General features: G+C 69.3%; 19 protein-coding genes and 6 pseudogenes. 15 read left to right on the top strand and 10 right to left on the bottom strand.

What is annotated here, in order from left to right; translation table 11 throughout:
• Positions 1-235: 235 nt before the first annotated feature.
• On the bottom strand, positions 236-799 hold the full coding sequence (locus ACFVYS_RS22570; protein ID WP_389504552.1) for a TetR/AcrR family transcriptional regulator: 564 nt from the start codon (positions 797-799) through the stop codon (positions 236-238).
• Between the two features lie 140 nt (positions 800-939).
• Here ACFVYS_RS22570 and ACFVYS_RS22565 point away from each other — a divergent pair, with 140 nt between their 5' ends.
• The 3 genes and pseudogenes from ACFVYS_RS22565 to ACFVYS_RS22555 all read left to right on the top strand — a co-directional run bounded on the left by ACFVYS_RS22565 (position 940) and on the right by ACFVYS_RS22555 (position 3,148).
• The gene (locus tag ACFVYS_RS22565; RefSeq protein ID WP_389504550.1) at positions 940-2,184 is read left to right on the top strand and encodes an oxygenase MpaB family protein; all 1,245 of its coding nucleotides are present in this window, start codon (positions 940-942) and stop codon (positions 2,182-2,184) included.
• Positions 2,185-2,213: 29 nt separating this feature from the next.
• A pseudogene (locus tag ACFVYS_RS22560) lies at positions 2,214-2,611 on the top strand (IS982 family transposase); the annotation flags it as partial.
• 42 nt (positions 2,612-2,653) lie between these two features.
• The gene (locus ACFVYS_RS22555; protein ID WP_389504634.1) at positions 2,654-3,148 is read left to right on the top strand and encodes a DinB family protein; all 495 of its coding nucleotides are present in this window, start codon (positions 2,654-2,656) and stop codon (positions 3,146-3,148) included.
• A 35-nt stretch (positions 3,149-3,183) separates the two neighbouring features.
• Here the strand turns inward: ACFVYS_RS22555 and ACFVYS_RS22550 are convergent, their stop codons facing one another.
• Both ACFVYS_RS22550 and ACFVYS_RS22545 read right to left on the bottom strand, forming a co-directional pair.
• Complete coding sequence (locus tag ACFVYS_RS22550; RefSeq protein ID WP_389504548.1) at positions 3,184-3,636, bottom strand: hypothetical protein; 453 nt, start codon at positions 3,634-3,636, stop codon at positions 3,184-3,186.
• Complete coding sequence (locus tag ACFVYS_RS22545; RefSeq protein ID WP_389504546.1) at positions 3,567-3,833, bottom strand: hypothetical protein; 267 nt, start codon at positions 3,831-3,833, stop codon at positions 3,567-3,569. Before ACFVYS_RS22545 ends, ACFVYS_RS22550 begins: the two co-directional genes overlap by 70 nt.
• Positions 3,834-4,956: 1,123 nt before the next feature.
• On the opposite strand from ACFVYS_RS22545, the gene ACFVYS_RS22540 reads away from it, so the two are divergent.
• Both ACFVYS_RS22540 and ACFVYS_RS22535 read left to right on the top strand, forming a co-directional pair.
• A complete protein-coding gene (locus ACFVYS_RS22540; RefSeq protein ID WP_389504544.1) occupies positions 4,957-6,030 on the top strand; it encodes a dihydrodipicolinate reductase in 1,074 nt (357 codons plus the stop codon).
• A gap of 94 nt (positions 6,031-6,124) precedes the next feature.
• Complete coding sequence (locus tag ACFVYS_RS22535) at positions 6,125-6,604, top strand: carboxymuconolactone decarboxylase family protein (RefSeq protein WP_389504542.1); 480 nt, start codon at positions 6,125-6,127, stop codon at positions 6,602-6,604.
• A 135-nt stretch (positions 6,605-6,739) separates the two neighbouring features.
• Here ACFVYS_RS22535 and ACFVYS_RS22530 read toward each other — a convergent pair whose 3' ends face one another.
• On the bottom strand, positions 6,740-8,389 hold the full coding sequence (locus tag ACFVYS_RS22530; RefSeq protein WP_389504540.1) for a GMC oxidoreductase: 1,650 nt from the start codon (positions 8,387-8,389) through the stop codon (positions 6,740-6,742).
• Positions 8,390-8,668: 279 nt separating this feature from the next.
• On the opposite strand from ACFVYS_RS22530, the pseudogene ACFVYS_RS22525 reads away from it, so the two are divergent.
• Positions 8,669-9,076 (top strand): annotated as a pseudogene (locus tag ACFVYS_RS22525) (transposase); the annotation flags it as partial.
• 274 nt (positions 9,077-9,350) lie between these two features.
• Here ACFVYS_RS22525 and ACFVYS_RS22520 read toward each other — a convergent pair.
• Together ACFVYS_RS22520 and ACFVYS_RS22515 are read right to left on the bottom strand one after the other, a co-directional pair.
• Positions 9,351-9,923 carry an SMI1/KNR4 family protein gene (locus tag ACFVYS_RS22520; protein WP_389504538.1) on the bottom strand — a complete coding sequence of 191 codons (573 nt, stop codon included), beginning with the start codon at positions 9,921-9,923 and terminating at the stop codon, positions 9,351-9,353.
• A 562-nt stretch (positions 9,924-10,485) separates the two neighbouring features.
• Entirely contained in the window at positions 10,486-11,205 is a 720-nt protein-coding gene (locus ACFVYS_RS22515; protein WP_389504536.1) for an IS6 family transposase, read from the bottom strand.
• A gap of 168 nt (positions 11,206-11,373) precedes the next feature.
• On the opposite strand from ACFVYS_RS22515, the gene ACFVYS_RS22510 reads away from it, so the two are divergent.
• The 5 genes from ACFVYS_RS22510 to ACFVYS_RS22490 are packed head-to-tail and all read left to right on the top strand — an operon-like array spanning position 11,374 to position 16,084.
• On the top strand, positions 11,374-11,994 hold the full coding sequence (locus ACFVYS_RS22510) for a hypothetical protein (protein WP_389504632.1): 621 nt from the start codon (positions 11,374-11,376) through the stop codon (positions 11,992-11,994).
• On the top strand, positions 11,991-12,644 hold the full coding sequence (locus ACFVYS_RS22505) for a hypothetical protein (RefSeq protein ID WP_329430167.1): 654 nt from the start codon (positions 11,991-11,993) through the stop codon (positions 12,642-12,644). The genes ACFVYS_RS22510 and ACFVYS_RS22505 overlap by 4 nt, the downstream gene beginning before the upstream one ends.
• Positions 12,607-13,134: an NUDIX domain-containing protein gene (locus ACFVYS_RS22500; protein ID WP_389504534.1), complete on the top strand. Its 528-nt coding sequence runs from the start codon at positions 12,607-12,609 to the stop codon at positions 13,132-13,134. The genes ACFVYS_RS22505 and ACFVYS_RS22500 overlap by 38 nt, the downstream gene beginning before the upstream one ends.
• Positions 13,131-15,122 (top strand): ATP-binding cassette domain-containing protein, encoded by a 1,992-nt coding sequence (locus ACFVYS_RS22495; protein WP_389504532.1) that lies wholly within the window; start codon positions 13,131-13,133, stop codon positions 15,120-15,122. Before ACFVYS_RS22500 ends, ACFVYS_RS22495 begins: the two co-directional genes overlap by 4 nt.
• 23 nt (positions 15,123-15,145) lie before the next feature.
• Positions 15,146-16,084, top strand: coding sequence for an NUDIX domain-containing protein (locus tag ACFVYS_RS22490; RefSeq protein ID WP_389504530.1), 939 nt, complete (start codon positions 15,146-15,148; stop codon positions 16,082-16,084).
• A 326-nt stretch (positions 16,085-16,410) separates the two neighbouring features.
• Here ACFVYS_RS22490 and ACFVYS_RS22485 read toward each other — a convergent pair whose 3' ends face one another.
• The 3 genes and pseudogenes from ACFVYS_RS22485 to ACFVYS_RS22475 all read right to left on the bottom strand — a co-directional run bounded on the left by ACFVYS_RS22485 (position 16,411) and on the right by ACFVYS_RS22475 (position 19,046).
• Positions 16,411-17,268: an MFS transporter gene (locus ACFVYS_RS22485; RefSeq protein ID WP_389504528.1), complete on the bottom strand. Its 858-nt coding sequence runs from the start codon at positions 17,266-17,268 to the stop codon at positions 16,411-16,413.
• 25 nt (positions 17,269-17,293) lie between these two features.
• Positions 17,294-17,395 (bottom strand): annotated as a pseudogene (locus ACFVYS_RS22480) (hypothetical protein); the annotation flags it as partial.
• 193 nt (positions 17,396-17,588) lie between these two features.
• Positions 17,589-19,046 (bottom strand): multicopper oxidase family protein, encoded by a 1,458-nt coding sequence (locus ACFVYS_RS22475; protein ID WP_389504526.1) that lies wholly within the window; start codon positions 19,044-19,046, stop codon positions 17,589-17,591.
• Positions 19,047-19,522: 476 nt separating this feature from the next.
• Here ACFVYS_RS22475 and ACFVYS_RS22470 point away from each other — a divergent pair, with 476 nt between their 5' ends.
• Entirely contained in the window at positions 19,523-20,134 is a 612-nt protein-coding gene (locus ACFVYS_RS22470; protein WP_389504524.1) for a nuclear transport factor 2 family protein, read from the top strand.
• Between the two features lie 108 nt (positions 20,135-20,242).
• Positions 20,243-21,444 (top strand): annotated as a pseudogene (locus tag ACFVYS_RS22465) (cytochrome P450).
• A 34-nt stretch (positions 21,445-21,478) separates the two neighbouring features.
• On the opposite strand, the gene ACFVYS_RS22460 reads toward ACFVYS_RS22465, so the two are convergent.
• Positions 21,479-22,579: an ArsR family transcriptional regulator gene (locus ACFVYS_RS22460; RefSeq protein ID WP_389504522.1), complete on the bottom strand. Its 1,101-nt coding sequence runs from the start codon at positions 22,577-22,579 to the stop codon at positions 21,479-21,481.
• Positions 22,580-22,910: 331 nt separating this feature from the next.
• On the opposite strand from ACFVYS_RS22460, the pseudogene ACFVYS_RS22455 reads away from it, so the two are divergent.
• A pseudogene (locus ACFVYS_RS22455) lies at positions 22,911-23,372 on the top strand (PhzA/PhzB family protein); the annotation flags it as partial.
• Between the two features lie 20 nt (positions 23,373-23,392).
• Positions 23,393-24,017 (top strand): annotated as a pseudogene (locus ACFVYS_RS22450) (isochorismatase family protein).
• Positions 24,018-24,076: the final 59 nt, after the last annotated feature.

Below are 24,076 nucleotides of genomic sequence, written 5' to 3'. Positions count from 1 at the left end.
CAGGGCGTACGAGGTCCAGGTGGGACAGCAGGGTCGGAAATGGTCAACTCCGTCAGCGCACATCAGCGTGATGTCACGGTTCCGCTCCGGTCCCATGCCCGACCTTCATGTCCCAACCCTGCTGGAAGCGTACGCACCGCCGCAAAGGCGTCGAAGTCCAGCGAAGGATCGGGGCGCCGCCGACATGTGACCCAGCCGGTGTTGGGCGATGGAAACGGCTCGGCTCCGGCTCGTATTACGGTGACGACCTGAGGTAGTTGAGGGCGAGCCGGGTGAGTTCGTCGAGGAACTGCTCGCGCGGGATCGGTGGCCGGTCGAGCACATAGCGCACGGTCAGGTGCTCAACCGTGCGCACCAGCATCCACACCGCCGCATCCAGGGGGATGTCAGGAAGCAGGTTCGCACGGTGTGTCGTCAGGTAGAGGAGGATCAGTTCACCGATGCGCTGTTCGAAGGCGCGCAGCGCGCGGCCGTCATCCAGCCGAGGGCCGTGCTCGACCGCGGCGCGCAGAATCGCCGGCTCGATGTCGAGCCCGTCGAACAGCGCGGCAAACGTGGTCCGCACGATCACGGGCGCGGGCTGGTCGAACTGGCCGGACAGATGGGCGGTGACACGGGAGGCAAGGGCGTCGCCGTAGCGCTCGAGCACGGCGGAGACGATGGCGTCCTTGTGGGGAAAGTACTGGTACAGCGAGCCAGGGCTGATCCCGGCCACTGCCGCGATCCGGTTGGTCGACGCATCCTCGTACCCGTACTCGGCCAGAGCCTGCCAGCCGGCGTCGAGGATGCGCTCCACCATCGCCCGAGATCGTTCCTGGCGTGGTGTTCTGCGAGGTGAAATGCGAGCGGCCGAGGTGTTCCGCGCAGCGCGTCGGGGCTGTGGCATGGCGTTCACAACGCGAATTGAACGCGAGTTTGAATGGCAGTCACCATCGGCACATGGTCGCACAGAACCCATCGCGTCGTGAGGCCCCGGTAGGGCCGAGTGAGTGGTCGACACCTCCGTTCCCGTATCCGCGACGCTTTCGCGAGACCGAGCCCATCAACCGCCGCCTGGGCATACCCCTGCGACTGCTGCTGCGCCAGGGCGCCCTGGATCCTGTGCTGCTGCGCACCATCGGCGAGCGGCTGACAACGCGAGATGAGGTCGGAGCGGCACTGGCGAACGCCGTGCGGATCACCGACACAACGCATCCGGACCGGGTGACGATGAAGCAGTTCCGGCGCGCGCTCGTCGAGGGGATCGACGCCGTGCCCGACGCGCCAAGGCCTTTACGGGACTTCCTCGCCGCGGTGGGCACGGTGCCGGACTGGGTGGACTTCGACCTGGTCAACAAGGGCGGCCGGGTGGCAAGGCGGTTCGGCCGCAACTCCGCCGACGTATTGCAGCAGTTGGCGCTGATCGGCTCCTATCGTTTCGGCGGGCCGGCGGATCTGCTGGTCGAAACCGGCGGCCTGACAGGCGACTCCACTCTGCGCAGGCTCGCCGAGACCCAGCAGTGGGCGACCGTGATCAACGGCCATGACGCGATGCGGCGCGACGGCGAGGGCTTTCGCCTCACGGTGCACGTCCGCCTCATGCACGCCCTGGTCAACCATCAGGTGGAGAGCAGCGGGCGATGGGACACAGACCGTTGGGGACTGCCGGTCAATCAGTCCGACATGGCCGCCACCCTCGGCTTGTTCAACGCGATCCAACTGCTGGGAGTCCGGCTGCTCGGGGTGCGTGTCACCCGCGCCGAGTCCCGAGCGCTGATGCACTTGTGGAAGTACGTCGGATGGCTGATCGGCGTGAACGAGGACTGGTTGTTCGACAGCGAGCGTCGCCAGCATCATTTCAACTACCACCTGCTGATCACCCAGAGCTACGGCAGTTCGGCCGGGCCCCCGTTGGCCAACGCGATAGTGGACGCCCAGGCTGCCTTGCACTTCGCCCACTTCGCCCGACTGCGCCGCGCCTACGCGCGAGCGCGCCTGCTCAGCATGCTGCGCTACTTCCTCGGCCGCCGGGGCATGCAGGACCTGCGACTGCCCAAGGCCTGGCCCTGGGCCGTGCCGCCTTTGCTGGTCGCCAACATCCTGCGATACCACGTCCTCGGACGCACGGCGGTGGGCCGCGAGTTCCTGCTGCGCAGGGGTGACCGGTTCGTTCAACGGCATCTGAGGCGGCATTTCGGTGAATAGCTCCGGCCTAAGGTGTTGCGGTGATCGGCTGTGTCGGAGTCGGGGCACCGATCGCGTTCGCGCTGACCGGGGCGAAGGCCGACGAACGCGAGACGCTCCTCGAAGTCTTCGCCACTGAACCGACGCTGGTCACCGACCGGCCACCCGGTCAGACGCTGCTGGCCGCCTTGAACATCGAACTGCTGCGTCCAGCCCGCAAGGGCGAGGGCGAGCGGGCCGGATCGCAGCCTTTCAAGCCGCTGCGGCAGGTCATCGAGTCGATCAACGAGACCCTCAAGGGCCAGCTCGACCTCGAACGGCACCGCGGCCGAACCCCCAACGGTGTGATCGTCCACGTGCTCCAGCGAGTCCTCGCGCTGACTGCCGCATCTGGCACAACGAGCACACCGGCCAACCCGTCATGCGATCGCTGACTGCATATGACCACTGCCGGATTGAATCGATCACCTACGGTTCCACCATGACGACTATGGAGCCCCGCCCGGATCTTCGACCCCCTGGCCTGAACGCCGACGAGAAGACCACCTTGCTGACCTTCCTGGACTACCTGCGCGAGTCCGTCCTCGCGAAGGTGGCCGGTGTCCCGGAGCCTGTGGTCCGCACGGCCGGTGTCCCTTCCGGGACCAGCCTGCTCCAGCTGCTCAAGCACCTGACGGCCGTCGAGCTCAACTGGTTCGTCTGGGCCTACGCCGGCGCCGAGCGCGAGAGCTGGGAGGACGAGGCTGCGGTGTCCGCCGACGACACCGCCTCGGACTTGGCGGACGCCTATCGCGAGGCGGTCGCCCGGGCCAACGAGGTCGCTCTCGCCTGCACCGACCTGGATCGTCCCGGCGCCCGTTCGCTGCGCGAGACCCCGCCGCCGTCGATGCGCTGGGTGCTGGTCCACATGATCGAGGAGACCGCCCGGCACGCCGGTCACGCGGACATCCTGCGCGAGCAGATCGATGGCTCGATCGGGCGGTGATGCGGGGGCGGTGTGCGATCGCACCCACCAACCGGTCATGCGAGCCCTGAACCTCTACGACCACCAAACCCCTTGAAATCGATCATCTGGGCGACGGGTGCCCGCGTGGGAGCCGGGACAGGGGCTGTGGGGCGGGCCGGGCGGGTAGGAAAGAGCCAGACGCACAGGCCGAGGGCTGCGAAGAATCCGCAGAGCAGGACGGTGACCACGGCACCGACGGGTACGGAGCAGCCCGTGCCGGCGAGGCTCATCATCGTCACGACGCTCAGCAGGCACACGGTCACGATCGACAGTCCGCTCACCGCGATTGTCCGGGCGGCCCCGCCACCGGCCACCCGGATCCCGTCCAGGCCGGGGCGGCCGTACGCCGCGTAGCCGAAGACCGACACGGCGAGCACCAAGAACAGCAGCAGGACGATCAGGACGCCCAGCCAGACGGGGACCGCCCGCCGTAGTACGCCTTGCCGTCGGCGTACCCGGCGTCGCACAGGAGCGCGAAAACCGGAAGAGGTACGCACTGGCCGAGCAGGCGCCGTGCGTAGTGGATGGGGTCGTAGGGCAGCACCCCCTCGATGAGCAGGACGGCGGCGAAGATGAGCAGTGCTCCCGCAACGGAGAAGCCGACCGGCCACGACGTGCTCGAACGGCGCCCGGCCGCGGTCTTCTCCGTTGAACCAGAGCACACACCGGGTTCGCGGCTGGTGACGGACCTATCTGCGCAGGCGCCGACCCGGGCGCGGTGTCTCCCGCAGCCGCTTTCGCTGCGACCGTGAAGTCCTGGAGCGCCTGTTGAGTCTGCGTCAGCAGGCCGTTTCACGCCATCCATTCGGAGTCGTACGCCCCGTCGGGATCGATCTGGCCTTTCAGGTATCTGGCTACGGCGTCGAAGGCAGTGAGCCTTTTCCAACTTGCCGCAGCAGCTGCGCGGTTGACCTGACAACGTGGTGAAGCCTCTGGTCGATGGGTTTTCGACCACGAGAACCGTGTCCACCAGAGGCTTCACGTGCTTGTCTGCCCGTCGGGCGTCGGCGCAGCTCTGCCCTGCGCTTCCTCAGCCAGCAGCTGCGGCGGCACCGTCGGGCCATCGGCTCACGCTGGCGGCGGAAGTGTCACTTGTAGGGCGGCATGTTGTTGGTCGGGTCTCCAGGACTCCAGTCCATGTGGGCCACGAGGACGGTCAGGAGGAGTACCACCGCGATCAGGACGAGCACCCCCACCCAGAAACTGTCCGCAGGTCCCGGACGGTGCGGGTCCGGTGAGCTGTCCGGCCGGTCACCGCCACCCTCACCAGCACGGTCCCCGGCGTCACTGTACCCATCGGGTGCCACGGCCCCTCCTTCGATAAGGCCATGGCACCGCACCGCAGGGCAGGCGTCAAGACCGCCCGCAGCGTCTGGTTTCTTGGGGCCGACAGGGGCGTGACCACCAGCGGGTCAGGCCGGTTCAACGCGGTTGACCACCAGTGCTGCAACCGCTGGTAGTCGACCCCGAGCCGATCAGCCATCGGCCGCATCGAATATGATCAACCAGGACGCTCAGTTGACGCACTCAGCCCTCTCCGCGTTCTTGGAGCAGTTTCCCCGAACCGGGTGGCAGTGGGACGACGCCGATTCCCCGCACTCCTGACCACTGCCCCTGCGGCAGGTGTGCCAGAACCCCGAAGAAGCAGGCAGGCGCGGCCCACTTGGCGGGCACGCTTCGAGTCGGGGTCCCGCGATCATGCTTGAGCCGGCTGGGCCCCGGTGGGACGCCGTGGTGGCCGGCGTAAGGGTATGGAAACTGACGACTCGTCAGGTTACGCTCCGCGCATGATTTCGACGGTGGTCTGGGGTACCGGCAACGTCGGCCGTGCGGCGATCCGGGCGGTCGAGGCGCATCCGGCGCTCGATCTCGCGGCGGTGCTCGTTCACAGCCCTGAGAAGGTCGGGCGCGACGCGGGTGAACTCGGCGGTCTCGGCCGGGGCCTGGGTGTCTCGGCGTCCGACGACATCGACGCCGTGCTGGCGGCGGGCCCCCGGGCGGTGGTGTATGCGGCTTCCGGCGACATCCGGCCCGACGAGGCGCTGGCAGACATCGGTGCCGCGATCCGGGCAGGCGCCGTGGTCGTCACTCCGGCGCTGTACCCGCTCTACGACCAGCGCAACGCCCCGCCGGAGTTCCGGGACCCGATGCTCGCCGCGATAGCGGACGGCGGAGGGTCGCTGTTCGTATCCGGCGTCGACCCGGGCTGGGGCAATGACGTGCTGCCCCTGCTGATGAGCGGCCTGGGTACGGTCGTCGACGCCGTCCGCTGCCAGGAGATCTTCGACTACTCCACGTACGAGCAGGAGGAGTCGGTGCGGTCTCTGGTCGGGATGGGGCTGCCGATGAACTACGAGCCGCTGATGCTCGCCCCGTCGATCCCGACCATGGTGTGGGGCGGGCAGATTCGGCTGATGGCCAGGGCCCTCGATGTCGAACTCGACGAGATCCGCGAAACCATGCAGCGCCGCGCGCTCGAGGCGACAGTGCGCACCCGGACCATGGGTGAGTTCGAGGCGGGCACCCAGGGCGCCGTACGGTTCGAGGTGCAGGGCATCGTTAACGGCGAACCTCGCCTGGTCATCGAGCACATCACCCGGATCCACCCGTCCTGCGCCCCGGACTGGCCGTCGCCGCCCAACGGCGACGGAGCGCACCGGGTGATCATCGAAGGCCGCCCGCGCATCGAGATCACCGTCGAGGCGACCGACGAAGGCGAGAACCGGTCGGCGGGTGGGAACGCCACCGCAGTCGCTCGGCTCGTCGGTGCGATCGACTGGCTGGTGGACGCGGAACCCGGGTTGTACGACGCGCTCGACGTTCCGCTGCGCCCGGCGGCCGGAAGGCTCGGCTGGAAGTGACGCCGACGCTCCGGCAGGCACCCCGCCGACACCCAGGACCGCCTCTTTTCGCCGGCCGAGGCCGAGGCCGGGGGCGAACACGAAGGAGTTCCGGATGAACGTCGACATCCCCGAAGGCAAGCACCCGATCGAATACGTGTGGGGCGACATGGTCCCCGAGATCGGACCGGCCGCAGCGAACTTCTCGCTGGCCGTCTACGCCCATACGACCCTGGGTCTGCGCGAGTTCGAGGCCGCTCGGCTGCGGATCGCCCAGATCAACGGATGCCTCTTCTGCCTCGACTGGCGGACCGAGCGGGACGGCCACAAGGTCGAGGAGGAGTTCACCGACGCGGTGGCCGAGTGGCGCACGACGGACGCCTTCGACGAGCGCACCCGCCTGGCCGCCGAGTACGCGGAGCGCTACGCCCTGGACCACCACGGCCTCGACGAGGACTTCTGGGACCGGATGACCGAGCACTACAGCCAGGCCGAGGTCGTGGAATTGACCATGAGCCTCGGCTCGTGGCTGGCGTTCGGGCGGCTCAACCGTGTGCTGGGACTTGACGCCATGTGTGTGCTGCCGGGGCACTGAGCCGGTTCGGGGCCACCCGGCGAGTCCGTGCGACCCGTCCGTGCGGCCCCGACGTGTGCCCTTCTCGCTTCCCTGCGGGGTCCGCTTCCCCACCGGGTTCGTTCACTTCCGGACGGCTCGCTCTCGGGTCACCCGCTACAGGTCCGCGGCGATGATCGCTTCGATGTTCCGTTCGGCGAGTGCCGTGATGGTGACGAACGGATTGACGCTGGTGTTGCCCGGGACGAGCGACCCGTCGATGGCGTACAGACCCGGATGCCCGTGCAGGCGGCCGTAGTTGTCCGTCGCCTTGTTGAGCACGGCGCCGCCGAGGGGGTGGTACGTGAGATGGTCGCCCCAGATCTTGTAGGCGCCGAAGAGGTCGGTGCGGTAGATCGTCCCTTCCTTGGCGTTGATCTTGTCGAAGATCGTCTTGGCCATATCGATGGACGGCTGCTTCCAGGCGGTCTGCCAGTCGAGGTCGACCCTGCCCGTCGCCGCGTTCCACGAGAACTGGGCACGGTGGGGGTTCTTGGTGATCGACAGATAGAACGAGGCATAGGTCTCGATGCCGGTCGGCAGCGGGGCCACCTCGGCGAACGCACCGCCCGCGGCCCAGTTGTCGATGCCGGAACACGGGATGGACGACTGTACGGCGCCGGTGGGGTCCCACATGTGGTTGGCGCGGCCGCACATCACATTGCCGTTGTCGCCCCAGCCTTGGCCCACCTCGCTGTTGAGGTTCGGCAGCGCGCCGGTCGCCTTGAGCTTGACCAGGAGCTTGCTGGTGCCGACACTGCCGGCTGCGAAGAACACCCGGTCCGCGGTGACGGTTCTGGTGGCGGTGGCGTTGCCGCCGGTGTCGAGCTGGTCGATGACGACCGTGTAGCCGCCTCCTGCGGCCGGGACGACCGAAGTGACTTTGTGCAGTGGTGAGATGGAGACCCGTCCGGTCGCCTTCGCCCGGGCGAGGTAGGTCAGCTGCAAGGACTTCTTGCCATAGTTGTTGCCATAGAGGATCTCGCCCGCGAGCGCGGACTTGGGCACGGTCCCGGCGGCCTCCTGCTCCATGTAGTCCCAGTCGTACACGTCGGGCACGAAGACGAACGGGAATCCCGAACGCTGGGCGTGCTTACGGCCGACCCGCGCGTACTGGTAGCAGGCGGCGGTCTCGAACCACGCCGGGTCGACCGTGCCGACCCCGAGGCCCGCGTTGGCGCGCGGGTAGTAGACGTTGTACATCTCGTCGACGTTGACCGATGGCAGGACGGCGCCGAAGTTCTCCCGTCTGGGAGTGACCGCCATGCCGCCGTTGACCAGTGAGCCGCCGCCGACGCCCCGGCCCTGGTAGACGATGATGCCGCCCATCTCCTCGGCGTCCAGGACCCCGGTGTAGCGCGGGACGTCCTTGTCGATGGGGAAGCCGAGGAAGTTGCTGAGTGGCTGCTTCGTCCTGGTGCGCAGCCAGTAGGACCGGTAGTCGGGGCTCGTCGTGTTGGCGAAGATCTTGCCGTCCGGCCCCGGGGTGTCCCAGGCCATGCCCATCTCGATCATATGGACGTCGACGCCCGCCTGGGCCAGCCGCAGAGCGGCCACCGAGCCGCCGTATCCGGTGCCGATGACGAGGGCGGGCACATGCGCACCCGGTTCGATCACTGCGGCTGCGGCTGCGGCGGTGGTTGCGGCATGGGCCGGGACCACATGCCCGGCGAGCGCGGCCGATCCGAGAAGAGAACCAGTTCCAGTGATGAATCTTCGACGGGATACACCCATCAGGCGCCTCCCACGTGGGGAATCATCGTTCATGCACGGCTCCTCACTCTCACTGAAGTGAGACGGGTTCTACTTGCACTCTCATGAGAAGTCACGCCATACCCTGAGGTAACTTTCAAAAGATCACATAATGGGCATCACGCACACCGGCGGTTGCCTCACGCGCAACTGTCACTCCTGCCGCGAGCGGGGACAGGCGTGGGCACGTGCCTCGGCACGGTTCTCGTGAACCATCACGTACCTCCGGGGCCGCGACTGCCGCCCTGACCGGCGGGCGGACGCTGCCCTCGGAAGTGGTCGGGGCCACCGCGCGTGGGTGTGCCATGCCATGTCCTGCCCGCTCCGCCCTGCCAGACCAAGACCGGCGGACACCCCGAGAAGTGGCCCCAGCGCCAGATCGTCGACGCCATCCGCTACATCGTCGACAACGGCGCGAAGTGGAGGGCGCTGCCCTGCGGCTTCCCTCCGTGGGAGACGGTTTACGGGTTTTTCTGGCGGTGGAACCGCCGCGGAGTGATCGCCTATATCCGTGACCAGCTCCGCCGCCGTCTCCGCACTGGCCTGGGACGATGCCCCTACCCGGTCACGCTGATCGTCGACTCGCAGTCGGTCAAGGGCGCGTCCACGGTGAGCAAAGCGACTCGCGGATTCGATGCAGCGAAAATGATCAACGGGCGGAAGAGACACCTCGCAGTGGATACGAAGGGCTTCCCCGTGCTCCGCCACCAGCGTTTGGCATCAACGCCAACGGCATCCTCACCAACCTTCGGCACCCCTCTCGGCCGGGGCCCCTCCTGGCGGCGGCCGAGATCACCCAAGGCGGTACCCCTCAAAGGCGCGCCCTCAAGGGCGGTGCACGCCCACAAACACAGTGCCCAGCATGCCTCCGCGCTCGCCTCCGGAGCCGGGGATCCGGTCTGCTTTCCGTGGGCACCCGGACCGGTGATGCCGCCTGCCAACACCACCGCCCGCATGGCGTGTTGCTGGAAGAAGCTCATTTTCCCCGTGCGTGGCGACGTTCCGCGGAATTGACATACGAGGGATTCCTGTCGCCCCACAACATCGTCCCCTCCATCGACTCGACGCCCGGTTGCGCATTCAGCACACGGACCAGGAACTCCACCATCCCGAAGTCGTACTGGGTCCAGACATCATCGCCGTGACTAAAGACCAGTACGGGCCACCTATCCGGTTCGCCGCGGGTAAGCCAGCAGAAGAGGTCGGTACTGCACGCGGCTCCCCATGTCACCAATTCCTCAGGTTCGGCGTCGATTCCAGTGGGTTCCGTGTCCGCCCAGGTGTCGCGCGTGTCCGCCGTGATGAAACCCACGCCGCCACGCGGCGCGCCGGGCTCGTCGCAGGTCGCGGGCGTGACGATGGAAGGGGGGATGACCTCGAGATAGTCCCCGAAGAGCACATCGCCGTAGTGGTCGATGAGCTTCTTGTAGTCGGAGGGAAACTCAAGCCCCCAGGCTTCCTCGACCGCTGCCCAGTCCACGGCCAGGCCGCTGCCCGGCCGTGGAGGCAACAGCTCCGTCAATACCTCGAAGCCATTTCGCGCTGCCATGACTGCTGTTCTCCTACTTGTTTCTACCGGACAGGTACGGGATTTGCGTCTCCGACTTTCTGCGGGCCGAGATCTCTGCTGCCGAGTTCGTGGTCGACCACACCGCCTCGGCGCCAACGTCCCGCATAGCCCTCGGTCCCTGCCTAAGACCTTGTCCCTGCTCGCCATGATCGCAGCCTCGCCAACGGAGCTCTGGAGCGTGCCGACGGGGCGAGCACTCCCGCTCTGCGACGGACGCGGCACCCCGCCCCACGTCATCACGACTGCGGCCAACGTCAACGACATCCCCCAGACACTCAACCTGGTCGACGGCATCCCTCCGTTGGCCCGACGGCTGCCCGTTCACGACGTCGTGCGAATCCGTCCTGAGCGACAAGGCGTACGGCTCCCCAGCCGAGCGGCGCGAGCTTCAACGGCGGCGCATCGTGCCGGTGATCTCCCGCAAGGGCGCCCCGAACATCTAGGGCTGGGCAAGCCCTGCTACGGGCGTTGTCACGTTGTTGGGTGTGGGGGTGTCTGACGGTGTGCCGAGGCATGGTGGAGGCGGGTTCCGGCTGTGTGCTCACGGCGCGGCCGGCAGGCTGGCGACTCCGGTGATCTGCTCCCAGATTGCGAAGCGGACGGTCATTTCGGCTCGGTAGTCGTGTGCGGGGATCAGATGGCGGCGGGGTCGGAAGTGGGATGTGATGCCGCTGAATGCGGACAGAAACCGCTGTGCTCCGCCCACGGAACAGAAGCCTTTCATCGCCCGTTCGCGCTGTCTCGTTGGCTGGTGGCTGTTCTCGGCCCGGTTGTTTAGGTACTTCGACTGGCGGTGCTCGACGGAGGGCATGACCTCGCGGCGGGCCGCGCTGTAGGAGCGGAGCTTGTCGGTGACGATCACCCGCGGCACCGCACCGGTCTTCTGTATCAGCCTGCGCAAGAAACGCCTGGCCGCGGCCTTGTCCCGGCGGTTCTGCACCAGGATGTCCAACACGTTGCCGTCCTGGTCGACGGCCCGCCACAGGTACCGCTGCTCACCGTTGATCTTGATGAAGACTTCGTCCAGATGCCACTTGTCCCCAGGCCGAGACTGTCGGCGGCGCAGCGCGCCTGCGTACTGCTGCCCGAACTTGCCACACCACCGTCGCACCGTCTCGTAGGAGACGGTCACTCCGCGCTCGAGCATCAGCTCTTCGACCTCGCGGAACGACAGCGGGAAGCGGAAGTACAGCCACACACAGTGGGAGATGACCTCGACCGGGTACCGGTGCCCCTTGTACGACGGCGACACGGCCCCCACCGACAGCCCCCTCCAGCACGATCAACCAGAAGATCATCCCACCCGGTCAACCAACGTGACAGCACCCACCGCGAAACTGCCCAGTAGCGGGCCCACTCCGAGCCCGATGCCAGCTGAAAGCCCGTGGCGGTGCAGCCGTGGGTCCGGCATCATCCCCATGTGATTGTGATGCAACCCGTTCTGGAGATCTCCGCTGCCGACGACTTCGCGCTCTGGCCGGTGGGAGAGCACGAGCCATATAGCTACCTCGTGCTGAACGGGGAGCTCACTCCGGCGGAGGTCGGCACGGCGGTTATGCAGATCGCCGACTGCAACGACTTCGAGCCGGAGGACGAGCACGGACCGTGCCCGACCGACCCGCTCGGCACCTTCCTGTACGGGCTGCTCACCATGCCTGATCTGCTCGCCGCCGGCGGCTTCCGTGTGACCGACAACGCCACCGACACCGTCTTCGTCGAGCCGGGCTGCTGCAACGGCCTGGAGACCTGGCGCGACTGGCTGGAGGTGCCCAACGGCACCGGCTGCTCCTACTTCGGCCACGATCCGTCCTCGATGGCCGAACGTCTAGGCGACATCGTCCGGCTGACGCTCGACGCCCACGAGACGGACAGCAGCCCGGTGATCGAGCTGTCGGTAGACCAGATACGCAGGCTCGTCGCGGGCGCCCAGCAGGATTTGCAGGACTTCCTCGGTCTTGCCCGAGACTGGGCTGAACAACACCTGCCGGCACACGCTGCCGCCGTCACTGCCGCCCTGGCACGGGCACTGGACCTGGCGCCTACACCATGACCAGCTTCCTGACCCATCGAGCGCGCGTGCACGACGCCCGGCTCCCCCTCCACCGGCGGCACAGCGCGTTGCGCACTTGCCTCACCGTTTTTGCTCCTTACGGCTTGCGGGCGACATACCACCACCTCACGCTCAGCGCCGCGATCCCCCGTCGGTTGGAGGCGGACCCGGACGCGCTGGCGCGGGCGGTGGAGGAACTGCACGAGGCGCGGGTGCTGTGGCTCGTACGGGCAGACGAGTACGCCGCACAGCGCCGGGCGGAGAAACAGGCTGGGCGGCGGGCTGTACCGAACCCGCGACCGTGGTGGCTGCGGAACTGGTGGGAAAGCCCCGACCGTGCCTGGTTCGAAGACCCGTTTCGCCACCCGTCGCTGCGCCTGACCGAGTACGTCCAGCGGCAGAACGCGATTTTGGACGGTGCCGAGCCGCCCGGCTGCCCGGCTTGCGGGGTTGAGGGACCACGAGTGCTGAGCTCGACCGGGCACGGTTGGGTCGAGCTGTGCCGTGGGTGCGCGCGGGCGCTGGCGCCATGTCCGTGCGGGCAGCGGCACCGGTTCGTCCCGGAGACGCCGTTCAACTGGAACGAAATCTGGCAACGGGCGCACATGAGCGATGACGGCACGCCGAACCCACATTGGCCTGCCGGTTAGCCAGTTAGACGCGGCACGGCAAACGCTTGGAGAATCGGATCCCGTCAGCTTCGCCGGAACCCGTCCGCGGGACCGCCACAGCCATCAACTGACACGCAGGTTCCGGCCTGCCAGCGTTCAGGAATCTGGGAACCTGCGCGCTTCGGTCGGAGGCCATCTCGAGGCAGACGAACCGCTGGACCGCGCGGCACGACGCGAAGCGAAGGAAGAGACCGGCGGCCATATCAGCGCCGACCAGCAGGAGTTCGGCGGCCTCGTCCATTACCACGAGCCCGGGGGCACGGATCGGATCACCGCCGTGTTCGTGGCGCAGGCCTGGACCGGGGAGCCGTGCAACGCCGAGCCGGACAAGCACGAAGGGCTGTTCTGGGTGCCGATGGAACGACCCCCGCCGGGCTGCCACCCCTACACCGTCGCCATCTTCCGCATGCTCACCCACGGCCCGTCCTACCGGGCACTGAACTGGCCCACCTCGGGAGGCTCCCGGTGAAAGGGTTCTTCGGACCGGTCAAGATGGCCGAACCCCAGGTCTCCGACGCCGAACAGGAGCTGTTCGGCGGACCGCTGCGCTACGACCTGGGCTGGTCCCACCATGAGCACGCCGGCCTGGACCTCACCATGATGTCCGCACTGCGCTCCATGCCCGCCCTCGTCGGCGCCGCCCTGCGCATGGCGTGGAGCGCCGACCGGCGGGCGCTGCTGGCCGTAGCGGTCAGCGAGGTCGGCCAGGGCGCCGCCGCGGCCGTCGGTCTGCTCGCCATCAACGCCGTCATGCATGCCCTGCTCGCCGGGAGCGGTGACGCCGCCGAGCGGCTGCACGCGCTGCTGCCCGGTCTGCTGGCCGCGGCCGCCATCGGTGTGGTCAACTCCGCCCTGGCGGCGTGGTCGACCTCTCGCGCCGGGCGCCTGGAGCCGATGGTCGAGCGGATCGCCACCACCCAGTACCTGGCCGCCGCCGCGAGGGTCGAGCTGGAAGCCATCGACGACCCCGACTTCCGGCGGCTCGTCGACGTCGCCCAGTACGGTCCGGGCTCCGCCCGCCGCATGATCGGTGTCTGTGTCGCCGCGCTGAACGGCCTCATCTCGCTGATCGCCACCGCCGGCGTCCTGGCCGTCCTGCATCCCGTCCTGCTGCCCATGCTGATCCTCATCGCCGCCCCGCGCGGTTGGGGCGCGATGCGTGTGGCCCAGGAACGGTACGTATCGGTGATGAGCTGGCTCGAGCATGTCCGGGCCAGCCGGCTCATCGGCAACCTGCTCACCGAGCGCAGCGCCGCGCAGGAGGTCCGCCTGCACGCCGTCGGCGCCTTCCTCCTGGACCGCTACGAGCGCATGGCCGAGAGCGCCGAAGCCGAACAGGAACGCCTGGCCTCCAACAAGGCGTTGACCGAATGGGTCGCCTCCGCGCTGTCCGGGCTGGCCATGGCCGCGACGTACGGGGCCATGTTCTGGCTGATCATGACCGGGCGGATGAGCCTCGCCATCGCCGGCACCGCTGTGATCGCGGTGCGGACCGGGTCGGCGAGCCTGGGCGCGCTGGTGATGAACATCAACCAGCTGCACGAGGAATCCCTCTACGTCCGCGACCACGCCCGGTTCCTCGCCCAGGCAGCGCAGCGCACCATCCCCGAAGGCGGCGATCCGGTCCCAGAACAGGTCAGGGAGGTGGTTCTCGATCGCGTCACCTATCGCTACCCCGACCGTGACACGGCTGCCCTGGAGCAGGTGTCCCTCAGCCTGCCGATGGGCTCGGTCACCGCGGTGGTGGGTGAGAACGGCTCCGGCAAGAGCACGCTGATGAAGATCCTGTCAGGCATGCTGCTGCCCCAGACCGGCACCCTGCGCTGGGGCGAAGCAGAGATCAGCGGCCTCGACCGCTCCCAGGTCTTCGAGCGCGTCAGTCTGCTCACCCAGGACTTCCAGCGCTGGCCTGTGACCGCAGCGATGAACATCCGCCTCGGCCGCCCCTCCCACGCCGCCACACCGCGCGACCTTCAGCCCTCAGTCGACTACGCCGCGGCCGGATCCGTCATCGCCAAACTCCCCCACGGCCTCGACAGCCTGCTGGCCCGCATGTTCCGCGGCGCCATCGAACTCTCCGGCGGTGAATGGCAGAAGGTGGGCCTCGCCCGCACCCACTGGCGCAGTGCAACCTCGCAAGGAGGCAGCGTTCTCATCGTCGACGAACCCACCTCGGCCCTCGACCCCGAAGCCGAGATCGAGGCCTTCAACCAGATCCGCCGTCTCGCCGCCCCCAACCGGGCCGTCGTCCTGGTCACCCACCGCATGTCCGGCGTCCGCCACGCCGACCGCATCTACGTCCTCCACCACGGCCGCCTCACCGAACACGGCACCCACGACCAACTCATGACCGCACAGGGGCGATACGCCGCCATGTTCGACGCTCAAGCAGCCCAGTACGCCCCCACCGCCAGCATCCCGAAACCCGCCACACCCACCGTCACCGACCCCGCATGATCCACTCGCCTGGAAGGCCCGCCGTGACGCCACCTCCGACCACCGAACCGGAGACTGCCAACGCCTCCGCCCTGATCCACAACGACCGCGGCCAGTATCTGCTCCACCTGCGCGACTATTTCCCCGGCCGGATCTGGGAGCCGGGCATGTGGTCCCTGCTGGGCGGCGGCCGAGAACCCCAGGACGCCACCCTGGAACACACCGTGCGGCGCGAACTGGCCGAGGAAGCCGGCCTCGACCTCGCCGACCTGACCCCGTTCGCCACCGAGTACGCCTGCGACGACGCCGGCGCGAGCGTGCCCATCGCCATCTACGCCGGCCGCTGGAACGGTGACCCCCGCGAACTCCACCTGACGGAAGGGGTGATGCTGGCCTGGTTCGCCCCCAACGACCTCCACCGCCTGCGCATCGCAGACACCACCAGCGACCTCGTACGGCGCCACGCCGCCAGCCACCCGGCCAGAACCGCCCCACAGAGCGGGCCCTCATCGCACGAGGAGCGCCGCCCGACCTCCCCGCACGGCACGGTCCTCAACGTCGTCGGCGTCCACCTCCACCTGGAGCGGCCCGACGGAACGGTGCTGCTCGGGCTGCGTCACCCCGACTCCGCGTTCGCGCCCTCTACCTGGCATGTCCTGGCCGGCCACTGCGAGCAGGAGAGCGCCATCACCTGCCTGATCAGAGAGGCACGGGAGGAGGCCGGCCTGCATATCGAGCGCCAGGACGTCGAACTCGTCCACGTCGTCCACCACATCGATCGCGCCGGGGACCAGCCCCGCATGGGCCTGTTCTTCCGCGCCCGGACCTGGAGTGGCGAGCCGGAACTGCGCGAGCCGGACAAGTGCACCCAGTGGAAGTTCTGGGACCCGACCGCACTCCCCGACAACCTCGTCCCCTACACCCGGGTGGCCATCGAGGGCATCCGCGCCGGCCGCCGCTACTCCGAAACGGGCTGGGCATGAGCACCGCCGCGTCCCCGCACCCAAGCCTCCCGCCGACTCATCTTTCCCCTCCCCACCGGAGGTTCCGCCCATGCCCACATCCGTGCTGTCCGCCGTCCAGATCACCGTCACCGTCACCCTGACGGCGTGGATGATCACCGTCCTCAGCCGCACCCTTTACGCTTCGACGCGTATCACATCAAAAGCCTAAGAGCTCGTAACACGATCTTGTTGAGGTGTCCTGGCCGGGCGTGACCGACGTGACGATTCGGCCGTGCTGTCGACGCTGTTCTGCGCGATCAGCGTCACGATCTGGACCAGGCAGCCCAGGCCGGCGCCGAGAACCATCATGCACAGCACGGACTGCGGCCGGGAGGTGGTGGTGTCCATCTGCGAGAGCAGGACCACCCCGGCGAGGAGCAGTGCGCCGCCCGCGACGGGAAGGATTCTGTAGGTCCGCTGCCGGTGACGACCCGGCCCGCGAACGCGCCGACCGCGGTCATCGCGACCAGCATCGGAAGCAGCAGTAGTCCGGAGCCGGTCGCGGAGGCGTCCTGTACGGCCTGCTGGTAGAGGGGCAGGAAGAGCACGGCGCCGAACAGTACGAAGCCGGTCAGGAACGCGATCACCGACATCAGCGCGTAGTTGCGGCTGCGGAAGATGTGCGGCGGCACGATCGGCGCGGCGGTCCTGCGCTGGCGGACGGCGAAGGCGGCCAGGCACAGGGCGCCGCCTGCGGCCGGCGCGACGAGGGCGGACGGGTTCCCGGTGTGCGGGGCGCCTGCCCGGGTGGTGAGCAGGACGACCGCGGTGATGCCGGCCATCAGGAGCACCGCGCTCGGGTAGTCGATGCGCGCCGGAGAGCGTCGTCGGGGCAGCCGCAGCGCCGATGTCAGGGCCAGGGCGAGCGCGCCGACCGGCAGGTTGAGGTAGAACGCCCAGCGCCAGCCGAGATGGTCGGTGACCGTGCCGCCGACGAGCGGGCCGCCGGTCATGGCGGCCCCCATGGTGGCGGCGAGCAGGCCCTGGTAGCGGCCCTGTTCGCGCGGGGGTACGAGCTCGCCCACGATCGCGACGGCACCGGCCATCAGGCCGCCGGCGCCGATGCCCTGGAGGGCCCTGAACGCGATCAGCTGGCCCATGTCCTGGGCCAGGCCGCACAGCGCGGCCGGCGAGGAGGACGGCGCTCGCGCCGAGGAAGGCACCTTTGCGTCCGTGCAGGTCGCCGAGTTTGCCCCAGAGCGGCATGACGGCGGCCGTGGCGAGGGTGTAGGCGGCGACCACCCAGGTCAGGTGCCGCACGCCGCCGAGGTCGCCGGCGACGGTGGGCATCGCGGTGCCCACGATCATGTTGTCGAGCTGGGAGAGGAGCATCGCGAGCAGCAGCGGGACCAGGGCGCGGCGCCTGTCGCGGCGCTGTGCGCGCTGCTGGTGCGCGCCGCCCGTCGCCTCACGGCTGTGGTGGCCACCCTCGCTCTCCCTGCTCGACTCGCGTTTCTCCATGGGCAGTTGTGGGCGCCCGCGGTCAGCAGATCTTCATCGTCGCCATCATGCCCATGGCCGAGTGGTCGAGCATGTGGCAGTGGTACACGTAGGTGCCCCGGTACCTGTCGAAGGTCATCTGCAGTTTGACCGTCTCTCCCGGTTTGAGTACGACGGTGTCCTTCAGGCCCGACTCGGCGGGCCCGGGTGCCGCTCCGGCCCGTTCCAGGACCCGGAACTGCACCAGGTGCAGATGGAAGTTGTGCGAGGCCTTGGTGTTGGCGTTGGTGACCGTCCAGATCTCGCTGGCCCCGAAGCGGATGCGGGCGTCGACGCGCTCGGGATCGTAGAGCTTCTCGTCGATGTATCCATTCGGGTCGACGCGTCCGTCCTCGTCCATCCTGAGCACCACCGTGCGCTCGGCGGTGGGCTGGGGCAGCTGCGGCAGGGTGCGCAGCGTGGAGGGTACGGAGCTGGGGTCGTCCGCCGTGCGCACCACGTCGAAGCGCATCACCTGGCCGACTTCCTCGACCGGGCCGAAGCCCGCGGTGTTCTTCAGGACGATCTTCGTGCCGACCGGGTAGCGCGCGAAGTCGATGACGACGTCGGCGCGTTCGCCCGAGGAGAGGTAGACGGTCTTGGTGGTGTGCGGCTCGGGCAGCAGTCCCCCGTCCGAGGCGATCTGGATCATGTCGCTGCCGTCTTCCAGGCCCAGCTCGACGAAGCGCTGGTTGGAGGTGTTGGCAAAGCGCAGCCGGTATTTGCGGGCGGCGACCTCGAAGTAGGGGTAGGGCGCGCCGTTGACCAAGATGGTGCTGCGGGCCCGGTCGCTCATGGTGTAGATGAGCTGGCCGGTCGTGGTGTCGAAGTGCGCGTCCCGGATGCCGATCAGCACGTCGTAGTCGTCCTTGGGCAGCGGCAGCGCGGCCTCGTCGGGGTCGCTGAGCAGATAGCTGCCGTGCAGGCCGCGGTAGACGTTCTCGGACTCCACGTGGTGGGCGTGGTCGTGGTACCAGAGCGAGGCAGACCGCTGCCTGTTGGGGTAGGTGTAGACGCGTTCGGCGCCCGGCGCGATGACGTCCATGGGGCCGCCGTCGCTGTTCTGCGGCACCGAGGCGCCGTGCAGGTGGACGGAGGTGTCCACCGCGGTCTCGTTGCGCTGGCGGATGACGACGGGGCGGCCCCGGCGGGCCTTGATGGTGGGGCCGGGAAAGTGTCCGTCGAACGTCAGCAGGTCGGTCGTCAGACCGGGGAGTATCTCCTTGCTCACCGCGCGCATGGTGACCTCGTAGCGGTCCACGCCGCCGCTGGTGGACACGGGTGAGAGCACGGGGACCAGGGGCATGGGCCGGCTGAACGGCGTCACTACGGGTGCCGCGGCCGGCTGCGACGCCGCCGCGGAGGCGTCGCGTGCGTTGATGACCGGCAGAAGGGATACCCCGGTGAATCCCGTGCCGCCGATGGCGAGTCCTGCGCCGAGCACACGGCGTCGGGCGACCATGATGATGTGTCCTCCTGTGATGCGTGCCGGAAAAAAGGTGAAGAGGCGGCTCAAGTCCAGCACCGGGAACTCGTGTCCCGCTCGTGCCGTGAGCGCGGTTCCAGCCGCTGCCGAGCAGGGTTGCGGCGGGATTCGAATACGCCGCGCCTCTGGTACCGCGGCCGTGCCCGTCTCCGGCTGCCCGGGACGCTGTCGTGAGCCGTGTCCGCGTCGTCGGCGGTGACCGGCGCGGGCGAGGGTCGTCGTACGGGACGCCGGACCGACCGGTGCGGGCGGCGGCCGAGGGGCGGGGGCCGGTGGAAGGCAGCGGACAGGAGCCGGACGGTGCGGGGCGAGGCGGGCGCGGTCCGTACTCCACGGGCTCTCGATCGAGTCACAGGCGTGCTGTACAAGCGTGGCGGCACTTCCCCCTGTACGGGCCCGGCATCGACAGCGGTACGGCACGCCGCGCGTCGCGCAGTGAACGGAGATCCCCCTTGACCTGGCCGACCGGACCCGACGCGGCTCCCCCACCGGACACGGCGCTGTACTCGGAGGTGTCGGGGTTCTACGCCCGTCAGATGCAGCGCCTGGACAGCGGTGACGCGCCGGGGTGGGCGGCCACCTTCACCGAGGACGCCCTCTTCCACCTGCCGACGCGCCCGGAGCCGATGCGCGGCCGCGCGGCCCTGGAGAGCGGCGCCCGTGCGGCGGCCGCCGCCATCGCGGCCGCCGGGGAGCGCCGCCGGCACTTCACCGGCATGTTCGTCATCGACGAACGCCCGGACGGGGCCCTGAACGTGCGCGCGTACACCGTCATCTACGCCACCCGGATAGGGGGCGCCTCCCGGGTGCACCAGGCCTGTGTCTGCGAGGACGTCCTGGTGCGCGCGCAGGACGGGCTGCGGGTCCGCAGCCGCCGGGTCAGCCTGGACGACCAGGCCGCCGATCAGAGCGCCGGCCGGCAGAGCGGGGCCGAGGGCGGGGTGGAGGGGGCGGGCCAGGCAGCCGGGGGCGGGCCCGGCGGGGACGTCCCCACAGCGCCCGGCGGCGCCGGAGGGCAGCCGCCCGGGCCGCGGTCCGCCGGGAGCGCGGTGTCTCCCGCGTGAAGGCCGGTCCCCGCGGCCCCGCGGCGGCGGGCCGCCGCCTGCCGTCCTGCTCCGCGAAGTCCGATCCCTCCTCTGGCCCGCGGGCCGGGGTCTCCTCGGAGGTGTCCGATGACGGAACCGACCGGCACCACCCGGGCGCTCGCACCTCTCGCCTTCCCCCAGGACCGCGGCTGCCCCTACGAACCGCCCGCCGCCTACGCCGCCCTGCGGGACGGACCGGCCCTGTCCCGCGTCACCCTCTATGACGGCCGCGAGGTCTGGCTGGTCACCGGCCACGGCGCGGCCCGTGCGCTGCTGGCCGACCAGCGGCTGTCCTCGGACCGCCGCAGCCCCGGCTTCCCCCAGGTGTAGGCCCGCCTCGCGGCCGTCCAGCGCGACCGCAGCCCCGCTCTGTTCGGCGCCGAGGACATGTGCAGCGGCGGATGATGATCCCGTCGTTCTCCCTCGGGAGTGTGAGCGCACAACGGGCACGTATCCAGCGGACCGTGGACACACTGCCGGACGCGATGATCGCGCAGGGCCCGCCCGCCGATCTGGTCTCCTCCTTCGCTCTGCCCGTGTCGCTGACGATGATCTGCGGCCTGCTCGGCGTGCCCTACGCCGACCACGCGTTCTTCACGGCGCAATGCCACAGGATGCTGAGCGGCCCCACGGGCGCCGACGCGTGGGACGCCCGCGACCGGCTGGACGGGTAGCTCGGCGATCTCATCGACCGCATGGAGCGGCAGAGCGCGCCCGGCGAGGGCCTGCTGGACGCCCTCGTCCGCGACCGGCTGCGCGCGGGCACCGCGGAGCGGGCCGAACTCGTCTCGCTGGCCCTGCTCATGCTCGTCGCGGGCCATGAGAAGACGGCCGGGATTATCTCCCTGGGCACGCTCACCCTGCTCGCCCACCCCGAGCTGCTGGCCGACGCGGCGCTGTGGCCGGCGGCTGTCGAGGAGCTGATGCGGATGCTGTCGATCTCGGACGGACTGGCACGTGTGGCGCTGGAGGACCTCGAGGTCGCCGGTGTCACGGTCCGGGCCGGTGAGGGCGTCCTCTTCGCGCTGTCGGTGATCAACCGCGACGCGTCGGTGTACGACGCGCCCGACGCCCCCGACTGACACCGTCCTGCCCGCCATCATCTGGGGTTCGGCTTCGGCATCCACCAGTGTCTGGGCCAGAATCTGGCCCGCGCGGAACTGGAGATCGCTCTGGGCAGCCTGTTCGCGCGGCTGCCCGCGCTGCGGCCGGCCGTCCCCGTGGCGGAGATCCCCTTCAAGCCGGGCGACACCACGCAGGGGCTGCTGGAATTCCCTGTCACCTGGTGAGGGACCCGTGCCGGGCGGGTCGCCCGGCACGGCGTCAGTGCCGCACGGCCGCCTCGACGACCGACGCGTGCGGTGAGGCCTCCACCACGCCCGTCACGGCGAACCCGGCCTGGGCGAGCAGCGCTTCGTACTGCGCGCGCGTGCGGCTCTTGCCGTTGAGGACCGTCATCATGACCATGTCGATGGTCTTGCCGGGGTGCGGCTCGTTGCCGGGCGGGACCAGCGCGTTGATGACGAGCAGCCGGCCGTGTCCGGGCATCGCCCGGCGGCAGCTGCGCAGGATGCGGACGCACTCCTCGTCCGGCCAGCTGGCCAGCACGTGCTTGAGGAGGTAGACATCGGCCCCTGGGGGGACCGAGGTGAAGAAGTCCCCCGCCTCGGCGCGCCAGCGGCCCGTCAGCTCCGGGGTGTCCAGCACATGGGCGCTCACGACGGACTCCAGGTCGAACAGCGTGCCCGTCAGCTGCGGATGGCGCCGCAGCAGGGCGCGCAGCAGGCCGCCACGGCCGCCGCCCACGTCGACGGCGCTCTTGGCGCCGTCGAGGTCGCAGGCTGCGGCGACGTCGTTGGTGAGTGTCCCCGAGAAGGCCGCCATGCTGGCGTTGAACGCCGCCGCCAGGTCGGGGTCGGCCGCCACGTAGTCGTAGAAGGGGACGCCGTAGAGGCCCTCGAAGGCGGTCCGTCCGGTGCGTACCGCCTCGTGCAGCCGGGCTGCGGAGTGCCAGAAGACCTCCTCGCCGCGCACCAAGACGTAGTCGCGCAGGGAGCGCTCGGCGTCGCTGCGCAGCGGTTCGGCGAGCGGGGTGAGGTGGAAGCGGCCGGTCTCGTCCTCGCGGAAGACACCCTTGGTGGCGAGGAAGCGCAACACCCGGTACAGCTGCGGCCCGTCGACGCCGGCCGCGCGGGCCAGCTCCGCGGGGGTGCGCGGGCCGTCGGCCAGCAGGTAGGCGATGTCGTAGCGGGCCGCGGTGTGCAGCGCCGCCGAGTACAGGTAGCCCAGGGACAGTTCGAGCAGCTGCTCGGTCGGCTCCCTGAAGGCATCGACCGTGCCGGCGGGCATGTCCGGGGAGGCGGCCGCTTCCGCATCGGCCGGGTGGGGGAAGGTTCCCGCGGCGTCGGGGTCAACAGCTGTCATCGGGCGCTTCGCCTCTCTCCCGCCTCTCACGAGGCACCTCAACCGGATCCGTTCGTGTCCCAGCCTGCGCCGCGTGCATCGCGGTCCGGTCGAAAAGCGCCTGAGCCGCAGGCGGACGCCGCCCGCGGCGCGGCGCCAGTGCGGCGGGCGGGCGGCGGCTGTCGAGCCGTCGTCGACCGGCCGCCAAGCCCTGGCCGAGTCGGGGAGGACATGCTTGCCCGCGACCCTTTGACCTTTTCCTCTTTATTTCGGCCGCGGTGCCGTCCTTCGGCGCCGTGCGCCCACCAACGCCGCGAGGGGATCCCACGGCCGACCCGCACCACACGGCTTCACCGACGCCGCCGCACTGCGCCGCAAGAACCGCGCCACCGGAGAGAAGTACCTGGCGGACACCAAGGGCGAGAGCCGTCTGCGCCGGCACGAGCTGTTCGTCGAGGACGGCAGCGGCGGCCTGTGGACCAACGACACCGGCGCGCCCGTCGTCATCCGGGGCCGCGACCGCCTGGCCGGGCACGGCGTCTGGTCGCTGAAGTGCTTCCCGAACTGGGAGTGGTACAACATCCAGGTTTTCGAGACGCAGGACCCCGGCTTCTTCTGGGTGGAGTGCGACGGCAACGGCAAGCTCTGCTTCCCCGGCTACCCGGAGGGCTACTACGAGAACCACTTCCTGCACTCCTTCGCCCTCGACGACGGGAAGATCGTGCAGAACCGCGAGTTCATGAACCCCTTCGAGCAACTGCGTTCGCTGGGCATCCCCGTACCGGAGATCAGGCGCGCCGGAATCCCCACCTGAGGAAACTGGAGAGCCCGTTCATGACCGGCATCCCGGCCATCTCCGCCTATCCGCTTCCGACCACGGGCCAGCTGCCCGCGGGCCCCGCTCCCTGGGAATTCGACCCCGGCCGCGCGGTGCTCCTCGTGCACGACATGCAGCGCTACTTCCTTGCCGCGCTGCCCGCCCCGCTGCGCCAGGAACTGCTGGACAACGCCGTCCGGCTGCGCGATCACTGCGCGCTGCTCGATGTGCCCATCGCCTACACCGCCCAGTCCGGCGACATGGGTGCGCGTCACCGCGGCCTGCTCAAGGACTTCTGGGGTCCGGGCATGCGCGCCTCCCGCCGAGGACCGCGCGATCGCCACCGCACTGGAACCGGACACCGACCAACCGGTGTTCGCCAAATGGCGCTACAGCGCCTTCGACCGCTCCCGGCTGTCGGCCTGGATGCGTGACCGGCGCCGCGACCAGCTGGTGCTGTGCGGCGTGTACGCGCACATCGGGGTACTGGCCACCGCGGTGGACGCGTTCAGCCGGGACATCGAGACCTTCCTCGTCGCCGACGCCGTCGCCGACTTCTCCGAGCGGCAGCACCGTCTGGCGCTCGAGTACGCCGCGGCGCTGTGCGCCCGGGTCGTGACGACCAAGGAGCTGGTGGGGTGAGCGCGCTCCTGGAGCGGATCCTGACGGCGCCGCCCGCCGCATACGCCCTGCTGTACTGG

The sequence above is a fragment of the Streptomyces sp. NPDC058295 genome, from assembly GCF_042880655.1.
GTDB lineage: Bacteria > Actinomycetota > Actinomycetes > Streptomycetales > Streptomycetaceae > Streptomyces > Streptomyces coriariae.
The sequence above is the reverse complement of the archived record's forward strand: the minus strand, read 5'-3'. Positions and strand labels throughout refer to the sequence as shown.

Bases quoted from the DNA above. Each gene is read 5' to 3' on its own strand.
- ACFVYS_RS22570 (WP_389504552.1), bottom strand. From the start codon at position 799: ATGGTGGAGCGCATCCTCGACGCCGGCTGGCAGGCTCTGGCCGAGTAC.
- ACFVYS_RS22565 (WP_389504550.1), top strand. From the start codon at position 940: ATGGTCGCACAGAACCCATCGCGTCGTGAGGCCCCGGTAGGGCCGAGT.
- ACFVYS_RS22555 (WP_389504634.1), top strand. From the start codon at position 2,654: ATGGAGCCCCGCCCGGATCTTCGACCCCCTGGCCTGAACGCCGACGAG.
- ACFVYS_RS22540 (WP_389504544.1), top strand. From the start codon at position 4,957: ATGATTTCGACGGTGGTCTGGGGTACCGGCAACGTCGGCCGTGCGGCG.
- ACFVYS_RS22535 (WP_389504542.1), top strand. From the start codon at position 6,125: ATGAACGTCGACATCCCCGAAGGCAAGCACCCGATCGAATACGTGTGG.
- ACFVYS_RS22530 (WP_389504540.1), bottom strand. From the start codon at position 8,389: ATGAACGATGATTCCCCACGTGGGAGGCGCCTGATGGGTGTATCCCGT.
- ACFVYS_RS22520 (WP_389504538.1), bottom strand. From the start codon at position 9,923: ATGGCAGCGCGAAATGGCTTCGAGGTATTGACGGAGCTGTTGCCTCCA.
- ACFVYS_RS22510 (WP_389504632.1), top strand. From the start codon at position 11,374: ATGCAACCCGTTCTGGAGATCTCCGCTGCCGACGACTTCGCGCTCTGG.
- ACFVYS_RS22505 (WP_329430167.1), top strand. From the start codon at position 11,991: ATGACCAGCTTCCTGACCCATCGAGCGCGCGTGCACGACGCCCGGCTC.
- ACFVYS_RS22500 (WP_389504534.1), top strand. From the start codon at position 12,607: ATGACGGCACGCCGAACCCACATTGGCCTGCCGGTTAGCCAGTTAGAC.
- ACFVYS_RS22475 (WP_389504526.1), bottom strand. From the start codon at position 19,046: ATGGTCGCCCGACGCCGTGTGCTCGGCGCAGGACTCGCCATCGGCGGC.
- ACFVYS_RS22460 (WP_389504522.1), bottom strand. From the start codon at position 22,579: ATGACAGCTGTTGACCCCGACGCCGCGGGAACCTTCCCCCACCCGGCC.